Below are 23,392 nucleotides of genomic sequence, written 5' to 3' on the forward strand. Positions count from 1 at the left end.
CCGAAGCACCGTTATTGATGAGAGCTAATAACGATTAGAAGTTGTATTTCACCCCTAACATCACTGCAGTATCGCTGTAACCTTTGTCGCCCAATTGCTGGCCGACGTTACCCCAGACATTCAGTTGCTTGTTCAATTGCCCCTCAACACCCACTTTCAGTTCACCGATATTCTTCGCGCCAGCTTGTTTCACTTCAACCGCGTTCATATTGGTGCCAAAATCTTTGGTGTTGTGGATCCAGTTGGCTTCCACAAACGGTTGGAACTCGCGATCCTTGCCATTATCACTTTCGTGGTGGCCTTTCATATAAGAACGCAGCCCCAGACGGGTCTGGATATTACCGTCGCCTTGACCACTCACCTGAGTACCGTTTGCTTCACGGTGCTCGTCAGCCTTCACACCCATCCAGGTGATTTGGGCTTTCGGCTGGATAAAGTACGTTTCGTTCTTAGACTTATTCTCGCCGATTTTAAAGGTGTAGCCGCTCTCGACCGACGCGGTGATCCCTTTCGATTTATACTCTTCCGTCGCCAGACCGTCGCCCTGCACGCTATTGTTAAACCAGCTGTACTGCGCCCAACCGTCAACATACAAGCCCGACTTGTCTTCGTCGTTGGCATACCAGGTGCTGTACACCCCGGCGGTGTAACCATCAACCGAACCACTCGACTTATAGCCCGATTTCGCGTGGGTGTCGCTTTTGCTATTACCGTAACCGGCCATCACACCCAGGTGTAAACGGTCCAGACCATCGTTGCTCCACTGGGCGATATCGCCACCCAATTGCATCACATAGCGGTTGCTTTGGGTTTTCAACTGACCACTGGTGTCACGTGAACGGTTATGTCCGCCTTCGTTACGCAGCCACATGCTGGTCACTTTCTGCTCGCCAGTCAGGGCGTCGATATACTGTGTTTCACCCAAACGATCGTGCAGACGCGTCACAAACATAGTGTTGGCTGCGGCCAGGTTCGCGGTGTAGCTGCCGGCTTCAGGACGTTTAGTTTCCTCGCCTGGACCCACTGGATTTTCTGGATCAACCGGGTTCTCTGGATCAATCGGCAAATTACTCAGGCTGGTCAAATACCAGTTACTGGCGTTTGAACCCACCCCACGTACGAGTGAGTAATCATATGCACCCGCTACGATACGGCCAGGGTTCACAAACTCACCGTCGGATTGACCATTCACCTGAATGAGCTCAATACCGTTTAAGGTTTTAGCGCCCGTACCGCCCGCATTATCCACACTAACATTGGTGGTGCCGCTGGTGTTGCCGTTCACAATCATGCTGTCGGTGGCCGAGTTATCGTCACCCAGCGCGGTGTTGAAGTGCAGCAGACCGTTGTTGCCAATATAGTTACCGTTGACCACTAACTGGTTACCGGTGGTGCCGGAGCCGTCACTGGTCTTGTTACCGATAAATACCGTGCCGCTGTTGGTTAAGTCAGTGCCAACGGTAAAGATATTACTGGCCGGCGCCAGGCGAGCCAGACGGCCCATCGCCGGTACCATCGGTGCCGCTGGGTTGCCCACAAACAGCACGCCCTGGTTATCAACCGCGCCCGCTACGCCACCAAAACCGCCCATAAAGGCACCGCTGGCTATATTCAGCGTCATGGGGTCAGCACTGCTGCCTAACATCAGGCCACCCGCATTGATATCTGTCTGGCCGGTATAGGCCGCCGTTTGAGTCAATGACAGCGTACCGTTGCCGTTTTTAGTCAGGCTGCCACTGCCGCTAATGCTGTTGGCCAGCAACCAGTCACTCGCACTATTGAGCACCAATGCGCCGTCGTTGGTGACCGCCGCCGTCCCCAGATGTTCTGCCTGAGAAGCGGTTAACTGGCTGCCGTTCGTGATAGCAAACAGGCCGCTGAACAGGCTGTTATCACCGCTCAATGTGATGTCGCTGCTATCTTCCAGCACCACACTGCCGGCATCACTGATAGCATTTGCTAACTGGCCCGCAGCCCCTTTCAGTGTCAGCAGACCGGCGTTAACGATATTGCCATCGCCCAGACCCGCTGCATTGTTCAGTAACGCTTGTGCGCCACTGGCAATATTAGTCACCGCGCTCAGGCCAGTATTGGCACCCTTAACGCTCAGCACATTGGCGGCAATTGTCAGCGCGCCACTGCCGGTCAGTTCACCCTCAGACACACCGCCCTGACTCAAGGTTAAGCTGCCACCATTGAGATCAACCGTTGAGCCCGCAGTACTGTTCAGTTCGCCCACGGTTTGGCTGTGACCCTTCATGTCAAAGGCGGTATCTGCTGCCAGTGATAACAGCGAGGTATTCCCCAACACATTATCATTCAGCATCTGCAAGGTGCCGCTGCGTACATCGGTAGAACCGGTGTAATCATTGTCCAGATTGGACAGTGTTACCGTATTTCCTGCACTGGTATCAATCGCCAACTCACCACTGCCCGTCACTTTGGCACTCAAATCCGCCGCAGGACCGGTTTTATTGGTGGCATACAGCGCCAGTGCATCTGCACCGCTGCCCAGCAGTTCAACTTCGGTCAGGCCGTAACCGATATACAAACCGTCGTTACCCGTACCGCTGCTCAGGCGATAATCGTAAGTGCCTTTGGCGACCGTGGTGCCATTCTGTGCAATATCGGCCGTGGTGGCATCGGTAATGACATTACCATTCTGGTCTTTCAGCACCAGATTGCCGCCATTGCCTTGCACGGCCACATCACTCACCGCCAGTTGCAGCAGGGTATTGGCGTCATCCTGCTCCATGATGGGCAGCACAGGATTGACCGGCGTCTGGCTGTTGTCGACGCTGTCGATGTCCACCACCACCGTCCCGGTGCCCAGTAGGTTCATCTCTTTGGTGGTATGGATAGTGCTTTTCGCCACCGTCTCACCCGGAGTGCCGGTGTTAAATTTCACCGTACCGCCGTCAAAGGCCAACCCACCGATAGTTTGCACACCGTCACCGACGGTGGTGATACTGTCCGCGCCCAGTTTCAGGGTGGCATTCACTAATGCTGCCGTGTTATCCGCCGCCAGTTCAAAGGTGGCGTGACCTAATGCCAGTACCCCGTTAAAGGCGTTCTGTGCCGCATTGGCCGTAAAATCAAAGGCATTACCGGCGGTATTAACGGCCATCGTGCCGAGGCCGTTCAACTTGCTGTTAAAGCTCACGGCATTCAGGTTATTAACCTGCAGCAGACTGCCGTCACCCAGATTAAAACCGGTGTTGGCATTGTCATCCTGACTGTCACCCAGCGCCAGCAGCACATTGTCCAGTGTCAGCGTCGAGTTATTGATCAGGTTGATGTATTCCATATTCTGGATAGCATCAGCATCACTCAGGGTATACAGCGAACTGTCCAGCGTCAGCGTATCGCTGCCGGTACCGCCGTTCAGTGAGCTAAACACGCCGGTATCGGCTAATGTCAGCCCTTTCAGAATGAAGGCATCATCGCCGCTGCCGGTGGTGAAGTCAGTGCCGTTACTGCCTTGCATCAGGGTCACAGTGTTGTTGCCGGTTAACAGATTAACCTGACCGACAATGGTGCCGCCCGTCTGGTTGGTAAAGGCCAGACCCGTCCCAGTATTGGTTACGACAGCCTGCTGGGTGGCGCTGTTGGCTTGAATGGTACCGCTGTTGACGAAGCTGGTGACATAACCGTTATTGATGTCCACCACCGGGCTGGTGAGTGATGTTGATATCAGGTTACCGGACTGCTCGACACGGCCGGTAGTGCCTTTGACAATCAGGGCTGCACCGCCTGCGGCATCATTGACGTTTACGCTGGCACCGGTTTTCAGATCCTGACGGGAGTTGGTGACAATCCCTTTGCCCGCGGCTGAATTGACGTTAATCACCAGACCGGCCGAGTCGGACATGTCCAGCGTATTATCGGTGATGGTGTCGCCGGTGTTGGCAAACAGAATACCGGTACCGCTGCCGTTGACATTGATCGTGCCAGAGTTGGTTGCCGCCAGGGAGGCACCGGTACGAATACCAGCACCATTACCCACCGTCAGCGAGGTGTCTTTTAACTGAATACCGGTAATTTCCGCTTTGTTTTCAATCGCATTACCTGTACCGCCCGCCGTCATGGTGATGGTTGCGCCATCCACGGTCAGTGCTGTGGCACCGGTATCAAGCAGTACGCCATGGGCAGTGCCGCCCGCTTTGGTTTCACCGTTACCGGATAAGGTCAGGCTCGCCCCCGCACCCAGCAGATAAGCGGCGGTGCCGTCGGTTGCGTTGACGGTACCGCTGTTATTCACGGTAGAGTTAGCACCCTGAATATTGACCGCAGTCCCATTGACTGTGATGAGGTTTTGGTTGGTCAGAATCCCGCCGTCTACCAGCACGCCAGTACTGCCTGCTTGTGTAAAATCAATGGAGCCATTGTGGATAAGCTCACCGCCATTACGGGCGATATAGCCATAGGCACCAGACGCGGTGTTACCGGTGGTCAATACCGCCGAACTGGTTAAGACAGATTTTCCGGTAGCACCGGTGGCAATACCATCCAGGCCGTAGTAATTGCCATCGACGATCCCGGCAGTAGCCCCATCACCGCTCAATTCCAGGCTGGCATCTGCTGTGATGGTGCCGCTGGCGCCCCCCTCGACTTTTACCCCAGTAGAGCCCTCGCCAGACAGGACCATATCTAACTCGCCGGAGTTAAATGTACTGCCAACACCGGTGACTTGAATAAGAGAAGAATCTTTACCGGTGCGCCAATTCCCAAACGAAATGCAACAAAGTGACCCACCGGTCAGGTACGGATAAAATAGCCGTATTGACCCTGTCGGAGACCCTGTTGCATGAAGGGAAAACATTTGACTCAGCATGAGCGCTTTTACATCGAAAAACGAAAAGCTGAAGGCGTTAATCAGTCCTGCATTGCCAGAGAGCTCGGCGTCTCTCGCTCTACCCTGAGCCGGGAGCTCAGACGTAATACGGACCCCGCCTTCAACGGACTTTACTCCTCCAGACGCGCTGATGCCTTAGCCAGACAACGGCGGGGCGCCACCTCGGCACACAATGCCTGTGTCCCTCTGTGCCAGCAGACACAAGACTTTCTCCGGCAGGCGCTGGCTGTACATACCTCCCCTGAGGTTATCTGTGGGAGACTGAAAATCCAGTTTGATATCGCCGTCAGCAAAAATACCCTCTACCGCTATATCCGTTCGGACAGACAGGCTGGCGGTAAGCTTTACCTTCAGCTCCCTCACCGGGGTAAACGCTATCCCCCCATGTCAGGGTAGTTGTCGCCTCTAACTGAAAACATCCAAGGGGCTGGAGACAACAAGAATGAAAACGTATTCACCTGAGCTTAAAGCCGCTGTGATTGCCAGAATGATGCCACCACACAATCAGCCGGTTGTTCAGATTGCACGCTCTGAGGGGATCCCTGTCAATACGCTTTACACCTGGCGCTCCAAGGCAGGTATTTCGACCGCGAGCACCCACGTTGAGGTAAAAACCCCGCAGCAATGGTCCCGTGAGGCTCGTTTTGCCATCCTGGTTGAAACGGCACCTCTTTCCGCCCATGCTGTTGCTGAGTACTGTCGCCGTAAAGGGCTCTACCCTGAGCAAATTCAGCAGTGGAAGAATGAGATAATGCAGCCAGATCCGCGTGAAGAGAAAGCACTCGTCAAGAAACAGCAAAACGAAATTCATCAGCTTAAGCGTGAAATTGCCCGCAAGGATAAGGCGTTGGCTGAGGCTGCGGCATTGCTGATATTGCAAAAAAAGTTCAAGGCGTTGTTCGTCGAGGAAAACGGGGACGAATGACGCCGACTCCGGACAGGCTGCGATTGATGACAATCGTAAAGGAAGCCGTTGCTGCAGGCGCGAGGCTGAGCGAGGCTTGCCAGTCTATTGGGCTTAGTGAGCGAACATTACAGCGTTGGGGAAAAGGGACGCATGACCGCAGACCCACGGCGTCACGGCCCATCCCGAAGAACAAACTCACTGCCGAAGAGGAACAACAGGTTTTAGCCCTCTGTCATGAACTGCGGTTCGCCAGCCTGCCACCGACGCAAATCGTTCCTTTGTTGGCGGATGAAAAGCGCTATATCGCCAGTGAGTCAACGTTTTATCGGATACTAAGACGTGCTGGCGAAACAACGCACCGTGGTCGGCAGAGGGTAGCGCAAAGCAAGCCGCTATCGACCTGGAGGGCGACGGCACCGAATCAGGTGTGGTCATGGGATATTACCTGGCTGAGGTCGCTGACGGCAGGACACTGGTTCTATCTGTACCTGATAGAAGACGTGTTCAGCCGCAAAATCGTCGGTCACGAGGTTCACTTGGTTGAAAGTGGTGAGCATGCGGCAGAGCTGATGAATCGGACAGTGCTGAGCGAACGCTGTTGGCAGGAGCCGCTGGTACTGCATGCGGATAACGGAGCCCCGATGAAGTCACAGGTGCTGCAGGTAAAGCTTGCGGAACTTAAGATAACCCCGTCGCACAGCCGGCCACGGGTGAGCAACGATAACGCGTATGTTGAATCGCTGTTCAGGACGTTGAAATACGTGCCGAGCTGGCCGGAGAAGGGCTTCGCGACGCTGGAGGATGCGCAGGCGTGGGTAGAAACCTTCGTTGGCTGGTATAACGAAGAACATCGGCACAGTGGTATCCGTTACGTCACACCAGGGCAACGACACAGAGGTGAAGATCGGGCACTACTGGCGCAGCGTAAATCGGTCTATGAAGCGGCGAAAATGCAGAATCCACATCGGTGGTCAGGTTCAACGAGAAACTGGCACCGGCAGGATGAGGTCTGGTTAAATCCGGAACGTGAAACGTTGGCCGCATGAATTAACTGAGGCGACAACTACCTTGACACGCGCCGCTATCGCTATGATACGGGTGAGCCCGGACGCACGCCCATCCCGGACAGGGTTGGCATTGAGCACAGGCCTGCTGAGGCTGAACTCAAACAGGTTCCCGGGCATGTTGAAATCGATACGATTTTTGGCAAAGACCAGAAGTCATTCCTGCTGACGGTCGTGGACAAAGCCACAAAGCAGGTCATTATCCGTAAACTCCCCAATAAGTGCGCTGAGAGCGTCGTGGAAGCGTTCAGGGACATCGTGGCGAATACTTTCTGTGAGTTTAAAACCCTGACGGCAGATAACGGACCCGAGTTTGCGAAACATAAGGACATCACTCAGGTAACGGGCGCAAAGGTTTACTTTGCCCGGCCTTATCATTCCTGGGAGCGGGGGTTGAATGAGCATACCAACGGTCTGATACGGCGGTTTTATCCGAAAGGAACCGATTTTAATGGCGTCAGCGATGAAGATATTGCGAGACTGGAGCACATCCTCAACACTCGGGGGCGCAAATCTCTGGAATACAGCTCACCGAATGAGGTATTTTTAGAGTATCTACTCGCTGCATAACGCATGATGGTTTGTTGCGTTTCGTTCGGGAATGGGGCATCGATTTTGATATCAGAGATGCTCGAACAACCTATGTACCCTCTATTGTCGTCAGCTTGCCTTATTTACTTACTGCAATGGAATTAAAAAGCACCCCAATATTTAAACAGCAAAAAAAACGGATAGATAATATCTATCGGGTACAAGAAATACGGTGGCAAAAAGAACATATATTGACGGCACGTAGTGATTATTTCACCTCAGTTGCGCCATATCACGTTTACGATACGGTGTTCGCTAACGGTTATCATTGGAATACGATTAGCGAAGACGGGCAATTTCATCCTGACCTGGCGTTGGTATCAACCCGTGTAGTTTTTGGCTTATGGGTTTTGTGGAATAGCCCTTATACCGATGCATTAATGCAGTTGACTCAGATGCAGTATGATGAACAACGCGGATGGTATGAGGGGCGTTATGAAAATAATGGTGCCTATAACAAAACAATTAGTCTGACGACAAACGCTATGGTATTGGAAACGCTGCTCTATAAAGCGGCGGGGAGTTTAATTAATAGCGACTCTACCGCGGGATATCTGGATGTGCGCATGAGTGATATTTTTTCACGACCACAATTATGCCTGCCGCAAGAAAGAGTCATCCGTCGACAGGCGGCATCGAAATGAACATTAATTGCTGGTGCAGGGCTTCTATTTTAAGTTTGGGATTTCTTTTACAACTTATCTCGTCGGTTGTTGTTGCTCAGTTGCCATCCACTTTAGATTTGTCCGGTCAGTGGCGAATACGGGATGGCAATCCGCCAGCTTCTGACGCCTGGAGTGACACCCTGGATGACAGCCAGTGGCAACAGTTGAAAGTGCCCGCTAATTGGTACAGTGAGGGCGTCGATCATCAAGGCGTATTATGGTATCGCACCCGGTTTACATTACCGGTTTTAGATACCGATGATATGGCGACCTTGGTATTCGATGGCGTCGATTATCAAACGGATATTTGGCTCAACAGTCAACGAGCGGGGCAACATAAGGGGTATTTTCAGCGGTTCAGTATCGATATCACCGATATAGCCCGAATAGATAATGTGCTGGCTATGCGTGTAGATAGCCCTTACGAGACTCCGGGCAAAATTTGGTCATTTCGTAAGCAACTGATTAAGGGCGTGTTCAACCATCATGATACTCGGCCCGGTGGCGCGTGGTCGGATCACGGACAAGATGCTAATTCAGGCGGTATCTGGGCTCCGGTAACGTCACATATCAGCCGTGGCGCTGTTATAGACAATGTACTGGCCGTGCCTGACTGGTCACGGGGGCTTGCACATCCGATTCTGAAGGTGAGTTTGGATTATCGTGCTAACCACAACCGCCCCGTTGTTATGTTGCTACGCCTGATACCCGATAATTTTATCGGCCAATCTTATCAACTGGAGAAAAGTGTTTCATTGGTTGCCAGTCAGCATAATGCACAAACTCTCACCGCTAATTTTCTGCTTGATAACCCCGCATTGTGGTGGCCGTCTGGTCATGGGAAACAAAATCTTTATCGGCTGGAGGTCAGTTTCTCAGACCGTTTAGGCATGATGGATGTGACTCATGTTCGCACTGGCTTACGGCGAATTGCGATAGACCCCCAACAGCAAAGTTGGTCAATCAATGGCAAGCGACTATTCATAAGGGGGACGAACTATATTGGTAGCCCGTGGCTGGGAAGCCTGACACCGACAGATTATCGCCATGACTTACTCATGATGCAGCTGGCGAACATCAACGCCATAAGAGTACATGCCCATGTGGCTGGGCGGGCGTTGTACGACCTGGCTGATGAGATGGGGATACTGCTCTGGCAAGATTTTCCACTGCAATGGGGATATGACGATTCAGCCTCTTTTGCCAGAGAGGCTGCCAGGCAGGCCGCGGATATGACACAGCAGTTTGGCAGCCATCCAGCGATTGTATTGTGGTCTGGGCACAATGAACCGCCCTGGGATGCCACATGGATGCAATATCGTTATTCAGACTGGCGGCCTGACATCAACCGGGCGTTAACCGCGAGCGTCGCGCAGGTGCTCAGTCAGGACCATAGCCGGATCACTCATGCTTACTCGTCCACTGCTGAACACTACTGGCAAGGGTGGTACTCAGGGCAGAAAAGTGATCATCTTAAACCGGCAACTACCTCAATCATCAGCGAGTTTGGCGCACAAGCCTTACCTGACCTGGCAACGTTAAAAACGATAATTCCGCACGCTGAGCTGTGGCCCAAAACGGCGGATAAACAAGATGAAGGCTGGCGTATCTGGGCATACCATAACTTTCAACCTCATGAGACATTTGAATTAGCTAAAGTGACTCGCGGGCCAAATATCAATACGTTTATCAAGAACAGCCAACAGTATCAGGCAAGTTTAATCCAACTCGCCGCAGAGAGTTATCGACGCCAACGTTATCAACCCGTTGCTGCATTATTTCACTTTATGTTTACTGAAAACTGGCCGTCAATTAACTGGGGCGTGGTGGACTATCTCCGCCATCCTAAGCCGGGTTATTTTGCTTTGCAGCGAGCTTATCAGCCCGTTTTACCCTCTATAGATCCGAAAACAGAAAATTGGGTGCAGGGGCAGAGAGGGCGTATTGATTTATGGGCCATCAACGACCGTTGGTTCAACTATCAAAAGGCATCATTACATTGGAAAATATTGCAAAGTGGTATGATTTTATCTAAAGGATCGCGGAACATAAAATTAATGGCGGATAGCGGTCAAAAGGTGATTGAATTGCAAGTTATACCTCGTAGCGTTCAACCAATGAATGTAATGAGTGACATTATTAACGAACAGGGTGAGATATTAGGCCACAATGAACTACAAATTTACATTCAACCCTAACTAATACTGTTTATTATTAGCAGAGAACACTTAAGCTAGATTTGATTGTGGCCAATACTATCTTAAATTACAGAGTGATCCTATGCTTTAGCCAATAGTGATTATAAGGGTATAGATATTATATGAATCCTTCTCCATTCAATGCCCATACGCAGCAATTGTCCTCATCTTGGCTTTCATTTAAGTTACAACAAAATATTTTACTGCCACTGGTTATTTTCATTATTGGACTGGTTATTTCAGGTGCGGGAGCATGGTGGCTTTATAACGAAATTGAAGCCAATGCAAAAATCGATTTTCAACGTAATGTTGATAGGGTTTCTGGAGAAGTTGAGCGACGTTTCTCTCAGCCAATATATGGGTTGAATGGGATAAGAGGTGTTTATGCTACCAACAGTCATTTAACCCGCGAGCAATTTAATGCTTATGTCGCTTCGCGTAATTTGCCGGTGGAGTTCCCTGGCGTGAGGGGATTTGGTTTTATTCAACGGGTGTCGCGCAGCCAGTTAAATGCGTTTATTACTGATACCCGAGCTGACGGTGCGCCGACGTTTTCTTTGCGGCAACTTCAGGATAAACAGCATGATGATTTGTATATTATTAAATACATTGCACCAGCAGAAAAAAACCAAGGCGCAGAGGGGCTTGATATTGGCTCTGAGTCGGTCAGACGAGAAGCCGCATTGTTGGCAATAAACAGCGGAAAACCCACTCTTTCTGGCACTATTCATCTGGTTCAGTCTAATGTTAAAACTCCCGGCACATTACTTTTTGTCCCGGTTTATAAGTCGGGTACCTATCCTACGACACTTGCTGAACGGCAGGCGTCATTGGTCGGTCTACTCTATTCACCCATTGTGATTGCTGATCTATTACGTGATATTCCCGAGTTTATGAATGGGCGAGTGGATGTTGAATTGTTTGATAGTCTCAATGATTTATCTAATAGAACGATGATCTTCGATGCAGATGGCAGTAAATACGCCAATTTCATACCGGACGAAGAGCATGATGATGAAGCCATAGCTGCCAGAATATTTCACAATACCAGCGTCTTGCCACTACCTGGTCGAAAAATGACACTGCGAATCAGCAGCACACCAGTGTTTGAAGCGCTAACCGAACGTTATGCACCTTGGTTGGTGTTTGCTTTTGGTCTTTTGCTAAGTTCGGCATTGGCTTTACTTATTCGCCAGCAAATCAGTGGACGTAATCGGGCAGAGATGCTGGCGCGGAATATGACCGCAGATCTTGAACGTCTGGCTTTAGTGGCCAAGAACACCTCTAACGCCGTCGTTATTACCGATGTAAAACGTAATATCGTCTGGGTTAACGAGGGCTTTGAACGTATTACCGGATACAGTCAAGCCGAGGCTTTCGGCAAGTCGCCGGGGAAATTACTGCAATGTAGTAATACAGACCAAGGCGTAGCAAGTGAGATGAAAATTGCGTTAGATGCCGGAGAGCCATTTAAAGGTGAAATAGTCAATCGCGCTAAATCGGGGCAAGAATATTGGATTGAGCTGGAGATTCAACCGCGTTATAACGATAAGAGTGAACTTATCGGCTTTATGGCGATTGAGTCGGATATCAGTGAACGTAAAGCGACTTATCAACGTCTTGAAGCGGCCTTACGTGAAAATAATGCCTTACTCAGCACCCTTAATTTACACGGTATTATCTCTACTGCAGACCGGGATGGGATAATCACCGATGTTAATGACGCATTTTGTACTATCAGTGGTTACAGTCGCGAAGAACTTATAGGGCAGACTTACCGCTTAGTTGATTCTCATACACATTCGACTGATTTTTGGCAATCGATGTGGCATAACATTGCTAATGGGATCTCGTGGCGTGGAGAAATCTGTAATAAAGCTAAAGATGGCTCTTTATATTGGGTCGATACCACGATTGCTCCGTTTAACAATAGTACTGGCCAGATTGAGCGATATATTTCCATTCAAGTTGATATTACAACCAATAAAAATCAGCAAGCCAATCTGATTATTGCTCGAAATCAATTAGTCAGAGCGGCGGATGTTGCTGAGTTAGGTATTTGGACCTGGAACATTCCAGAAGGTACGCTTTCTTTCGATGAGCGGATGAATAATATCTATGGGATCCCTGAGGAGTTACACAATGCCGATATCCCGTTGGCGTATTGGTATAGCCTTTTGTATCCAGAGGATATTCCCGACGTTAAAAGTGCAATAAAAGCAGCGTTAGAAAATGAAAGTGTCTATCGTCAGGTTTTGCGTATTGTGGTGAGAAATGAAGTTCACTTTATTCAATCAACTGGAACGGTTGAACGGGATGAAAGTGGCAAAGCAATGTTGATGATGGGGATTAATCGGGATATTACTCAACAACGCGAGGCCGAGAATATCCTGAAAACAGCAAGAGAAGCTGCTGAAGAAGCCAATAAGGCCAAATCTGCATTTTTGGCCAATATGAGTCATGAGCTACGGACCCCGATGAATGCCATCCTTGGCATGCTGACATTGCTACGTAGGACGGGTCTTGATAGGAAACAAGCTGATTATGCGGTTAAAAGTGAAGCCGCCACGCGCACCTTGCTGCGCTTGCTGAACGATATCCTGGACTTCTCCAAAATCGAATCCGGTAAAATGGAACTGGAATGTATCCCGTTTGATATTCATGTGATGTTGCGTGATTTGGCGGTTATCTTATCGAGCAATCTGAAGGTTAAAAAGGTTGAGGTCTTATTTGATATTGACCCTTCACTACCCCAGTTTGTTGAAGGCGATAGCATGCGACTCCAGCAAATATTAACCAATCTGGGGGGCAATGCGCTGAAGTTCACCGAACTTGGTGAGGTGGTGCTTTTCATCAAAGTTATCACACAGGATAGCCATCACGTTACGTTGCATTTTGGGGTGCGCGATACCGGAATTGGCATTGCACCAGAGAATCAAGAAAGTATTTTTAGTGGTTTTACACAAGCAGAAGCCTCGACAACGCGCCGGTTTGGTGGCACGGGCTTAGGGCTAGTGATAAGTCAGCGCTTTGTTGCACTGATGGGCGGGACGCTCACCTTAGAAAGTGAACCGGGTAAAGGGAGCCTATTTCATTTCACCATAACGCTGTCGCTACCTTCTTATACCAATCTGGTTATTAATAATGAAACACCAAACACTTTGGTAAACAGAGCACAGGCATTGAATAATTTACGAGTCTTGGTTGTTGATGATAATCCGACAGCCTGTGACCTGATCAAACAGATGGGGGAATCACTAAAATGGACCGTTGATGTCGCAACCAGTGGCAATGATGCATTGCAATTGATGAGACAGCAGCATGATAGTGGTATTACCTACGGGGCGCTCTTTATTGACTGGCAAATGCCGGGGTTAGATGGTTGGCAGACCAGTAAATGTGTGCGTGAACTGATGCCAGTAGATAACGGCCCTATGATTGTCATGATAACCGCCCATGATCGCGAAATGTTATTACAGCGCAGCGAAGAAGAGCAGGCATTACTGGATGGTTATTTGGTTAAGCCGATCACAGCATCAATGTTGTTGGATTCAGTGATTGATGCATTAAGCGAACGCAAACAACCTGATGTTGCGAAACCGGCAATAACCGAATCTTTACACCGACTGTCTGGTGTAAGGCTATTAATTGTTGAAGATAACTTGAATAACCAGCAAATAGCACGTGAGTTACTTGAGGATGAGGGAGCAGAGGTCAGTATTGCCAATCATGGCAAAGAGGCAATTGAGATATTAGAACATCATCCGTCTTCATTTGATCTGATATTGATGGATTTACAAATGCCGGTCATGGATGGCTACAATGCGACGAAATATATTCGAAAAAGTCTTGGGTTAAAAAACTTACCGATTATAGCCATGACAGCTAATGCGATGGCCTCTGATCGTGATGCCTGCCTTGCTGCTGGAATGAATGACCATATTGGTAAACCCTTTGACTTGAATAATCTAATACACATCATACGGAAATACAGTGGGCAAACTGATGTTGTCGCTACGATTAGCCATATAACTCCTGTTTTGTTATCTGCTGAATTAAAAAATGTCGCGGCAACGGCAGGAATTGACGTTGATACCGCCCTTAATCGATTAGGTGGCGATATTACGCTGTACCAAAAAATGTTATCGCTGCTTAGTGAGGATTTGGCTAATTTCCCTACCCAGTTGGAGACATTATTGACTGAAGGTGACCATCTGTCGGCATCTCGTCTGCTACATACCATCAAAGGACTTGCCGCACAGCTGGGGGCCACTGGCCTTTCTTTGAGTGCGGGGCAGGGGGAGAAGTTATTTAGCCAGGGCGCTATACCTACGGCAGATACGATTAATCAATTACTGAGTGAGATGCGAAATAAAGTATCCGTTATACAATCTGGGATAATGATACTAATCCCAATGCTATCGAAAGATAACACTAGTAATGTTGTGGCAGAGGCAGTTGATATAAAACCTATCGAGTTGGAACTGAATCGTTTGATGCTGTTATTACAAAACTCAGATATGGCTGCGTTAGAGCTGATGAATAAATTGATGATGACTTTTGCTAAGCAACTTAATGGACAATTATCTCCTCTTAATGATGCAGTAAACCAACTAGATTTTGCCAACGCTATCAAGTTATGCCAAGCCTTGATGGTTAATCTTCCTACTCAGAGAGATAAGAAGATATGACTATAATCCATTCTTTTTCGCAAGATTTGACCTTAGATCTACCCGGCACGGGGAAGCCCAAGATCCTTATTGTTGATGATCATCCGATAAATATTCAGATGCTCTATCAAGCATTCTCTTCCGATTATCATGTGTGTATGGCCACCAGTGGTAAACAGGCACTCGACGTCTGTATTAGTCAACATCCAGACTTGATTCTACTGGATATTGAAATGCCCGGTATGAATGGTTTTGAGGTTTGTGCCAGACTCAAGGCATCGCCAGACACTCAGGATATTCCTGTTATCTTTGTCACTGCGCATATTGATGAAGAGACCGAAACTCGCTGCTTTAGCGAAGGTGCCGTAGATTTTATCAGTAAACCTATTAATAGGAACACCGTTCGGGCTAGAGTGAAAACACACTTATTGCTTAAAGCTCAATCCGACTTATTACGCCAACTAGTTTATTTAGATGGATTAACCGAAGTACATAACCGGCGTTACTTTGATAAACAGTTAGAATTGGAGTGGAAACTCTCAAATCGTAACCAGACTCCACTTAGCATGATCATGATTGATGTTGATTTTTTCAAAAAATATAATGATTTATATGGGCATCAGGCAGGGGACGATTGTTTACGGAGTATTGCAAAAGTTATCCGAGAAACTCTCCGACGCCCTGCGGATTTGGTGGCCCGCTATGGTGGTGAAGAATTTGTTTGTCTGCTCCCCGACACCGAGTTAGCCGGAGCAATGGATATGGCAGAAACTATCAGGCTGCAAATTCTTGAACAAAAAATTCCACATTCTGGTTCCACAGTTTACCCCTTTGTCAGCATTAGCCTTGGGGTTTGCTGCAAAGAAAATCAAAGCGTCGGTATGTCAACGGCACTTCTGCGTCAAACTGACCTGCAATTGTATCAGGCAAAGAAAAATGGCCGAAATCAAACTAGTGGTATGCTCTATCAACTGAACGAGGGGTAAATTAAATATATTCTCGGCATTGGATCAGGCACTTAGTGATTCGGCCTGATTATTTATCCATCTGTATTATTAATCAGAATATCGAAAGCAGTAAGGCAACTGGCAGGCTCAAGGGCCACGTTAATCCGATAAGAGATGATGATAAGCACCTTACTGCTAAGCTCTGATCACGTGTTAGTGGAAAGATGATGAGGGTAGAGGCAATAGCCCCAATTCCGTAAATGCAGAGCAGGATAAATCCGGTATTCATGGGGCAATTTTCCTTTTGACCATGTCATTTACTCATTATCGCTGAAAATACGTGTATTTTTGCAAGATAATTCAAATTATAGGGCTGCACTATTGTGGGTCTTCTCCAATATTTTAAAAGGGTATAGGATAATGACTTCTCTGAATTGGGGGATTGATGCTCAAGAAAATTCTAAACAGTAAGCTAGCAGGCTATATCGTGGGCGTTTTTATTGCGATTGGTTTTGGCGAAAGCTTCATCACTACTCACGAAGAAGCTGAGAAATTCGCTAAATAATTCAGGGGGACTGGAACTACAGGGTCTGCTGTTATCAAAGAGTTATCGGTCAGGCTGTTCCAGCCGTCTTATGTTGCGCATGAACGTATGATGCAACATATCCTTCTCGGTTTATATCCAGATAATCCGACCACTACTGCATCATCGCTTTACGGACATCGAGATATTCTGCTTTATGGGTGTAAGCCGCCCGCAGGCTGTTGGGTTCCTGATGACTCATCTGGCGTTCAACTGCATTCTATGACCACAGACCAGATTCTATCAGGGCACTACAGGCCATGGCATGGAATCCGTGGTCAATGGTCCTGATTCGGTTTGATATTTAAGATACCAGAAACGTGAACCGCTTGGATTGACTAAAAGGTATAGACCGTGGGAATCGGAAACTTTGAAAGGTTTTTCAGAAGGCTTGAGACTGCGGATTTTAGTGTCGTTCAGAGACATAGTGTGGTCACTCCATAATCGAACTGAAATGACCCCAAATCAGACCACCAGTCTTGCCCGATGCGGAGGGGGAAATGAAAATGCATCGGGAAGACTTTTCACACTAACTCGTTGAATCTAAATCTTATAAAGATTCGTAAAGATGCATGAAAACACAAATTTGGCTCCTCTGACTGGACTCGAACCAGTGACATACGGATTAACAGTCCGCCGTTCTACCGACTGAACTACAGAGGAATCGTGTGAACGAGGCGAATAATAGCGAGGGTGGTGACGTTTGTCAAAGTAGAAAAACACTAAAAATGTGCGTTTGCTGAGAGAATGAGCTTATTGGCTTGTTTTTCAGCAAACTTGTTTATTTTCCCGTGAGTTATCCCGCCAAATGAGGTTATTTTTAATAAGGCGGAGAGGCGAGTTTGTATTGGGGAAGGTGATTGGCTCGGTAGTGACCGAAAAGCGCACATTACACGCCGAGGTTATGTATTTAACCCCGCTAATCAGTAGGAAAGACACTTTTAGCAGTGTGTTTTAGTGACATAAGCAACATAAGTGGGACATGTGTAAAATATCCCCTAAATTCAATAGGGTAATAATTTCGCGGCGGGTAGCCAGCATTGTCAGAGGAATTACATGAGCGCTGCAATTCCTCTGCGATTACCCGTGAAAATAGCAATTCGTTACAACGTCACTTTTATTAACTGGCTGTTTTTTAGCTGATTACCAGCATCATCAAAATAAACATAGTTCAAGGTTACTTCACCATTGAGTGAGGTAGGCTGCTGTTCAAAATGATATTGGCGCTCAGCAAAGGGTGTGACCATCATGTCCATCTCTTGTGCTATCAGAAAGCGTTGTTGTTGGTTTTCTAGCTGAACCTGACCAAAAGATACATGGTATGGTGTGGGGTTATGGGCAGTGAGAATGTATTCTTTGTTTTTCTTCTTAAGGGTAAAACTGACTTTTTTCATTGCCTCAGCCGGTTTCGGCGTTAGCCCATCAGGCCGGTAGAATATTTTCATTTGGGTATTCATCGCCATAGCAACCTGGGCTTGAGCATCGATGTTGCGCCGGGATTTAGGCGGAATTTCATACAGATTGAGCCAATAAACAGACTCTCGATCTGTCGGCAGATTGTCACCTTTATTGATAATGCGCAGCCCTTGAGCCGCTCCTGCCTGCATTTTAAAAACAGCAGGCAAGACAATGAAAGGCGCTTTGCTCTGATCGGGAGTGCTGTCCACATCGCCATCATCAATCCAGGTCTGCACCACGACCGGATAATCATTGGTATTAGCCAACATCAGGGTGCGCTCACGCGATTCAGGCTGATAAATCATGCGGGTTGAACCTGCCACTAAACCGGCCATGGTGTGTTGGCTGATGCTCAACATCAGTAAAAATAGGCAGAGGAGTCTCATTGTATCTTCACCAAAACGTAAGCGGTCGCATCGACTTTGCCAGCAGTAGGCGTGCCGTTAGGTAATTTTTTCAAGGTGGCGACAAAGTGATGTGAATAGTTATCATAACCAGCACCATTGCTGCCATTAGCGCTGGCACCCGTGAGTACCGGGTACCAACCCGCGTTGGTATTGGCATTGCAATTACTGACACATCCTCCCCAACCAACAAAATTCATTGCCGCACCGCTGCTGTCACTCAGGCTGATTCCCACGCCGGTGGCTATATTTTTGTCAGTACCATAGTGGTCTGATAAAAGATAACTCACGCCGCCGGCTGCGTTTACTAACCCGAGTCCTTGTGCTTTCAGATAACCGGGTAATGAAGTTTGGATGCCCAGCCCCATTCCCGAACGAAACGCAACAAACCATCATGCGTTATGCAGCGAGTAGATACTCTAAAAATACCTCATTCGGTGAGCTGTATTCCAGAGATTTGCGCCCCCGAGTGTTGAGGATGTGCTCCAGTCTCGCAATATCTTCATCGCTGACGCCATTAAAATCGGTTCCTTTCGGATAAAACCGCCGTATCAGACCGTTGGTATGCTCATTCAACCCCCGCTCCCAGGAATGATAAGGCCGGGCAAAGTAAACCTTTGCGCCCGTTACCTGAGTGATGTCCTTATGTTTCGCAAACTCGGGTCCGTTATCTGCCGTCAGGGTTTTAAACTCACAGAAAGTATTCGCCACGATGTCCCTGAACGCTTCCACGACGCTCTCAGCGCACTTATTGGGGAGTTTACGGATAATGACCTGCTTTGTGGCTTTGTCCACGACCGTCAGCAGGAATGACTTCTGGTCTTTGCCAAAAATCGTATCGATTTCAACATGCCCGGGAACCTGTTTGAGTTCAGCCTCAGCAGGCCTGTGCTCAATGCCAACCCTGTCCGGGATGGGCGTGCGTCCGGGCTCACCCGTATCATAGCGATAGCGTTTACCCCGGTGAGGGAGCTGAAGGTAAAGCTTACCGCCAGCCTGTCTGTCCGAACGGATATAGCGGTAGAGGGTATTTTTGCTGACGGCGATATCAAACTGGATTTTCAGTCTCCCAGAGATAACCTCAGGGGAGGTATGTACAGCCAGCGCCTGCCGGAGAAAGTCTTGTGTCTGCTGGCCCAGAGGGACACAGGCATTGTGTGCCGAGGTGGCGCCCCGCCGTTGTCTGGCTAAGGCATCAGCGCGTCTGGAGGAGTAAAGTCCGTTGAAAGCGGGGTCCGTATTACGCCTGAGCTCCCGGCTCAGGGTAGAGCGAGAGACATCCAGTTCTCTGGCAATGCAGGACTGATTAACGCCTTCAGCTTTTCGTTTTTCGATGTAAAAGCGCTCATGCTGAGTCAAATGTTTTCCCTTCATGCAACAGGGTCTCCGACAGGGTCAATACGGCTATTTTATCCGTACCTGACCGGTGGGTCACTTTGTTGCATTTCGTTTGGGAATTGGCGCCAGCGCAGTTTGCCCACTATTAATGCCAGATTCCGTACCCGACTGGCATTCAATATCGACAGTGATATCCGCGCTGCGTGATTGATTATCATTAAGTTCGTTCACGGTGATAATAGGGAAAACCACATAAGGTGTGACGTTACGTACTACGCAGGTATTTTTGCGTGTCAGGACAGAGACCGGAGAGGTATTCATACCAAATGCCATATAGCGGCCACTTCCCCATGTTTGGTAATTGGTTGCTGAGTCATAGCCGGTTTCCGGTACTGGCATGCCAGGCCCTTTGAATACCACGTAACCGTTGGGTTGATTGCAGGAATAGCTACCCGAATAGTTATCAGCCGCAGGACCAGAACATCCCCAACTGGAAGGGCCGGGCGTGCGGTCTACAGAACCTACTTTTTTTAGCTCAGCACGAATTTGGCTGAAATGTTTACCCTTAATTTGAATTTTATTCCCGACTACGTCGTACTTTCTCAACGGGACCTGCTGCCAGATGCGGGTGAATTCGACGCCAGTATCAACATGAGTCAGTTTCAATGCGGTATAGGGGAAGAAAGTCTGAAAATAGTTATCACCCATATTGCTGTAGCCGCCGACATTACTGTCGCCATTAGTCGCAAAAACTTCAAATAAACTGTCTTTATCGGCCACATCACATTCATAGATAACCGCTTCTGGGTCTGACCAGAAACGGGCGGGTACCAAGCTGATAATGCTGGAGGCCAGGATTGAATCGACAGGCTGAATGTAATTACTGGTTATATTGATATTACCTAATTGCAAGGACGCACCGTAGTTATCACCACCGATATTGGCGCCTTTCCAAACACATTGTGCATAACTGGGTAAGCTGGTGCTCAGTAATGCGAGTGAAAAGAATAACCCCATATAGTGTGAGAATAGGGGCTTGTATCGGTATAACCTGGCGTAGTGAGTCGTTATAGGATTCATACTGTTTCTCTGATTCAATGCTGGGTAACGACACACAAGGCATCGAGTTTATATAACTGTTTATCGTTATTGGGCGTGCCTAAGTCATAATTTAACTGGCAGCGTTCATCGGTAGCATCGCCCCATACTAAAATGAGTGTGCCTCGGGTTCCTTCAGCCCGAACATAAGCCTGGCTGGCCTGACCAACCATACCAACCTCGTTCTTTTGCTGCTGAGCACTGTTGTCGCTGTCGGCAGTCGTGCTGTATACCACGGTGCCCATAGGTAACTGACTACCATCAGCCAGCCGGACGGTAATGAGTACCGGGTAACCGCTGAGAGTGCGGAAAGTGACTTTCACTGCTGAGCCGGCAAAGGGGGCAACTTGCCGCTCACCATCCTGAAGCTCTGTATTGAAATCCATGCCATCAGGATTGAGCGTAATGGTGTTGTAGCGATACGGGGTGAGTGTTGGCACCAGTGCATAGCCAAATCTGTCAATACTTGAACCTTGGCCATACATCACTTTGGCACCACTGGCGCCTTTGGCCTCGATCAGGGCAAAAGTATCACTCAGATAAGGTCCCAGTGTGACACCGCCACTATGGAAGGCCACTGCCCCACGGGCGCTGGCTGAACCTTGCCAATAACCAGGGCTGCTGGACGCACTGCCGCTCAGACTAGTGACAGGAAGCCGTTTTTGTAAACTGCCACTAAAGGTGTTTTCTTTCGTTTGTTCACTGCGGGCAAAATCCATACTGTAACTGGAGGATTGGTCCTCGCCCATCACACCGGATAATGAGGTCTGATAGCTGGCGCCACTGAGCTTACTGTTGACAGCACCGGCGGAGATATACGGCGCATGCGCACTACCACCTAATGGGAATGAGACCGACATTTGCACCACAGTCTCGCTGATGCCAAGAATATTTGCACCATTAGCCGCTGGCATGCCGCTACCGGGGTCGACAAAGGAGGTTTCGTTGCTGCCGCCCCCGGTTTTTTGTCGTGAGACCGCAATATTGAAACTGGTATCGCGCCACAGAGTATTGGCATAGCCTAATTGCAACTGTGTATCCCGCTTGCGGTCATTGCGATAATCCTGTGAAGACGCGGTCAAATACAGAGAACCGTAGCTGTTAAAACTCTGATTCATCGATATTTCTGCCCGGCTGCGTTGCCGGTAAGTATCTGAATTCCAGACTTTGCCATTACGGGCTGCACGTACCCCCAAAACATCACTTAAATCGCGATAACCCTCGGTAGAATAGCGGTAACCCGCCACGGATAATGTGGTATTGGTAGCTTCGAACGTGCGGCTGAAGGAGGCTCGCGCCATCCAGCCCTGCTGCCGTTCATCACCATCACTGTTGTCATCCGCTAGCCTGGCATTCGAATAGGTAGCATCCAGCCCTAAGGCACCAATATAGTGGGTAAAGACTCCCCCCAGCATGATGGCCTGATAACCTGATGCCACGCGTAGCCCGGTATTGGCGGTAATGGCGTTACTGACCCCTCGTTGATAAGTCAGTTCACTGAACACTTCATTACTGCTCAGATCCCGCACTTGCCCAGCGGCGAAGCTATAGCGGGAATAACCGGGGCGCAACGACTCCGGCACGGAAGAGAATGGCACCTGAAAGGTGCTTACGCTGCCATCCGCTTCCTGAATTTCTACCGTCAGGTCACCGCCGAAATTGGTGGCTGATAAATCATTAAATTCAAACGGTCCTGGTGACACAGTGGTTTGGTAAATAGACCGATTGTTTTGATAAACCGTGACTTTGGCATTGGTTCTGGCAATCCCTCGCACAATAGGGGCATAGCCGCGTTGCGATTCAGGCAACATGCGGTCATCAGTGGCCAATGCGATGCCGTTAAAACCCAAGCTGGAGAAAAACTGACCAGCGCTGAACGTTTGGCCCAAGGTCACTTCACTGCCTATGGCGGGCAGCGCGCGTTGGCTGTATAGCCGGTTAGAGGTCCAGTCGGCTCCTCGGGTAGGGTCATAGCGCAATGAACCCTGTTGACGCAAGCGCCACATGCCAGCATTGATACCATTAGTTAGGCTGAGATAAGTTGAGTTGGTTGAACGCTTAATTCCATCTTTGTTATAGCCCACGTGATATTGGTTCAAGTTGTAATTGCTGAAACCAATGGTATCCCCCGAGGTTAAATTATGGGGGTCAACATAGCCACGCGGCACTTTTTTAACGAACAGCTGTGGTACCGACAAGTCGAAGCGCAACTTGGCGTAATCAAAGCGATAGTCACTGGCCGGCAAGGTGGTTTTAAAATCCAGACAGTCATCTTTTGGGTCGCTGTTCTTCAGCGCCTCCTCAGTGACGCCGGCTTGTTGCAGTAGTGCGACTGACAAACAGGGAATAACCGCATCATTTTTTGCAATAAATATCATTTCTATACGATCAACAAAATTGTTGTTCATATAGAGATCAACCTGATATTTGCCTTCTTGATAAGAGTCTTTTTTATTAAAGCGGGAGATAGAGCCTAAGCCGAGCGCTGAGCCGCGGACTAACGCATCCTCAAATACATATTCGTCTTGATTACTCTGCTCTGCTGCTGACACGAAATGGCTCGCCAGTAAACCGTGCGTTAGCAAATAGGATAACCAGGGAGCAAACCTCACTG

The 23,392-nt window shown here is 48.8% G+C and carries 11 protein-coding genes, 1 tRNA gene and 5 pseudogenes; 7 read left to right on the forward strand and 10 right to left on the reverse strand.

What is annotated here, in order from left to right; genetic code table 11:
- Positions 1-34: 34 nt before the first annotated feature.
- Positions 35-4,717 (reverse strand): annotated as a pseudogene (locus ACWJJO_RS08560) (autotransporter outer membrane beta-barrel domain-containing protein); the annotation flags it as partial.
- A gap of 90 nt (positions 4,718-4,807) precedes the next feature.
- Between ACWJJO_RS08560 and ACWJJO_RS08565 the strand changes: the two are divergent.
- The 7 genes and pseudogenes from ACWJJO_RS08565 (at position 4,808) to ACWJJO_RS08595 (ending at position 15,936) form a co-directional block, all read left to right on the forward strand.
- Positions 4,808-5,251, forward strand: a complete 444-nt coding sequence (locus tag ACWJJO_RS08565; protein ID WP_481090915.1) for a transposase — start codon at positions 4,808-4,810, stop codon at positions 5,249-5,251.
- 46 nt (positions 5,252-5,297) lie between these two features.
- A protein-coding gene (locus tag ACWJJO_RS08570) for an IS3 family transposase (protein ID WP_481090522.1) occupies positions 5,298-6,808 on the forward strand; the annotation gives its coding sequence in 2 pieces (ribosomal slippage) (positions 5,298-5,733 and positions 5,733-6,808; 1,512 coding nt in all).
- A 42-nt stretch (positions 6,809-6,850) separates the two neighbouring features.
- A pseudogene (locus ACWJJO_RS08575) lies at positions 6,851-7,396 on the forward strand (IS30 family transposase); the annotation flags it as partial.
- An 11-nt stretch (positions 7,397-7,407) separates the two neighbouring features.
- Positions 7,408-8,061 (forward strand): DUF3131 domain-containing protein, encoded by a 654-nt coding sequence (locus tag ACWJJO_RS08580; protein WP_481090916.1) that lies wholly within the window; start codon positions 7,408-7,410, stop codon positions 8,059-8,061.
- A complete protein-coding gene (locus ACWJJO_RS08585) occupies positions 8,058-10,280 on the forward strand; it encodes a glycosyl hydrolase 2 galactose-binding domain-containing protein (RefSeq protein ID WP_083159232.1) in 2,223 nt (740 codons plus the stop codon). The genes ACWJJO_RS08580 and ACWJJO_RS08585 overlap by 4 nt, the downstream gene beginning before the upstream one ends.
- 122 nt (positions 10,281-10,402) lie before the next feature.
- Positions 10,403-14,971 (forward strand): CHASE domain-containing protein, encoded by a 4,569-nt coding sequence (locus tag ACWJJO_RS08590; RefSeq protein WP_481090917.1) that lies wholly within the window; start codon positions 10,403-10,405, stop codon positions 14,969-14,971.
- Entirely contained in the window at positions 14,968-15,936 is a 969-nt protein-coding gene (locus ACWJJO_RS08595; RefSeq protein WP_083159230.1) for a diguanylate cyclase, read from the forward strand. The genes ACWJJO_RS08590 and ACWJJO_RS08595 overlap by 4 nt, the downstream gene beginning before the upstream one ends.
- Before the next feature lie 73 nt (positions 15,937-16,009).
- Here ACWJJO_RS08595 and ACWJJO_RS08600 read toward each other — a convergent pair whose 3' ends face one another.
- The 9 genes and pseudogenes from ACWJJO_RS08600 to ACWJJO_RS08640 all read right to left on the reverse strand — a co-directional run bounded on the left by ACWJJO_RS08600 (position 16,010) and on the right by ACWJJO_RS08640 (position 23,390).
- Positions 16,010-16,186: a GhoT/OrtT family toxin gene (locus ACWJJO_RS08600; RefSeq protein ID WP_083159229.1), complete on the reverse strand. Its 177-nt coding sequence runs from the start codon at positions 16,184-16,186 to the stop codon at positions 16,010-16,012.
- Between the two features lie 409 nt (positions 16,187-16,595).
- Positions 16,596-16,760: pseudogene (locus tag ACWJJO_RS08605) on the reverse strand (integrase); the annotation flags it as partial.
- The gene (locus ACWJJO_RS08610; RefSeq protein WP_083159228.1) at positions 16,724-16,906 is read right to left on the reverse strand and encodes an Arm DNA-binding domain-containing protein; all 183 of its coding nucleotides are present in this window, start codon (positions 16,904-16,906) and stop codon (positions 16,724-16,726) included. The gene ACWJJO_RS08610 and the pseudogene ACWJJO_RS08605, both read right to left, overlap by 37 nt.
- 161 nt (positions 16,907-17,067) lie before the next feature.
- Positions 17,068-17,143: transfer RNA gene (locus ACWJJO_RS08615), tRNA-Asn, on the reverse strand.
- A 440-nt stretch (positions 17,144-17,583) separates the two neighbouring features.
- Positions 17,584-18,324 carry a fimbrial biogenesis chaperone gene (locus ACWJJO_RS08620; protein WP_083159227.1) on the reverse strand — a complete coding sequence of 247 codons (741 nt, stop codon included), beginning with the start codon at positions 18,322-18,324 and terminating at the stop codon, positions 17,584-17,586.
- Positions 18,321-18,704 (reverse strand): annotated as a pseudogene (locus ACWJJO_RS08625) (fimbrial protein); the annotation flags it as partial. The pseudogene ACWJJO_RS08625 and the gene ACWJJO_RS08620, both read right to left, overlap by 4 nt.
- A 37-nt stretch (positions 18,705-18,741) precedes the next feature.
- Positions 18,742-19,716, reverse strand: coding sequence for an IS30 family transposase (locus ACWJJO_RS08630; protein WP_481090918.1), 975 nt, complete (start codon positions 19,714-19,716; stop codon positions 18,742-18,744).
- Between the two features lie 90 nt (positions 19,717-19,806).
- Positions 19,807-20,760 (reverse strand): annotated as a pseudogene (locus ACWJJO_RS08635) (fimbrial protein); the annotation flags it as partial.
- A gap of 14 nt (positions 20,761-20,774) precedes the next feature.
- A complete protein-coding gene (locus tag ACWJJO_RS08640; protein WP_083159226.1) occupies positions 20,775-23,390 on the reverse strand; it encodes a fimbria/pilus outer membrane usher protein in 2,616 nt (871 codons plus the stop codon).
- Positions 23,391-23,392 lie beyond the last annotated feature (2 nt).

It is taken from the genome of Yersinia antarctica, assembly GCF_056636475.1.

Excerpts from the sequence above, each read along its gene's own strand:
- ACWJJO_RS08565 (WP_481090915.1), top strand. The coding sequence starts at position 4,808 with ATGAAGGGAAAACATTTGACTCAGCATGAGCGCTTTTACATCGAAAAA.
- ACWJJO_RS08585 (WP_083159232.1), top strand. The coding sequence starts at position 8,058 with ATGAACATTAATTGCTGGTGCAGGGCTTCTATTTTAAGTTTGGGATTT.
- ACWJJO_RS08590 (WP_481090917.1), top strand. The coding sequence starts at position 10,403 with ATGAATCCTTCTCCATTCAATGCCCATACGCAGCAATTGTCCTCATCT.
- ACWJJO_RS08595 (WP_083159230.1), top strand. The coding sequence starts at position 14,968 with ATGACTATAATCCATTCTTTTTCGCAAGATTTGACCTTAGATCTACCC.
- ACWJJO_RS08600 (WP_083159229.1), bottom strand. The coding sequence starts at position 16,186 with ATGAATACCGGATTTATCCTGCTCTGCATTTACGGAATTGGGGCTATT.
- ACWJJO_RS08610 (WP_083159228.1), bottom strand. The coding sequence starts at position 16,906 with ATGTCTCTGAACGACACTAAAATCCGCAGTCTCAAGCCTTCTGAAAAA.
- ACWJJO_RS08620 (WP_083159227.1), bottom strand. The coding sequence starts at position 18,324 with ATGAGACTCCTCTGCCTATTTTTACTGATGTTGAGCATCAGCCAACAC.
- ACWJJO_RS08630 (WP_481090918.1), bottom strand. The coding sequence starts at position 19,716 with ATGAAGGGAAAACATTTGACTCAGCATGAGCGCTTTTACATCGAAAAA.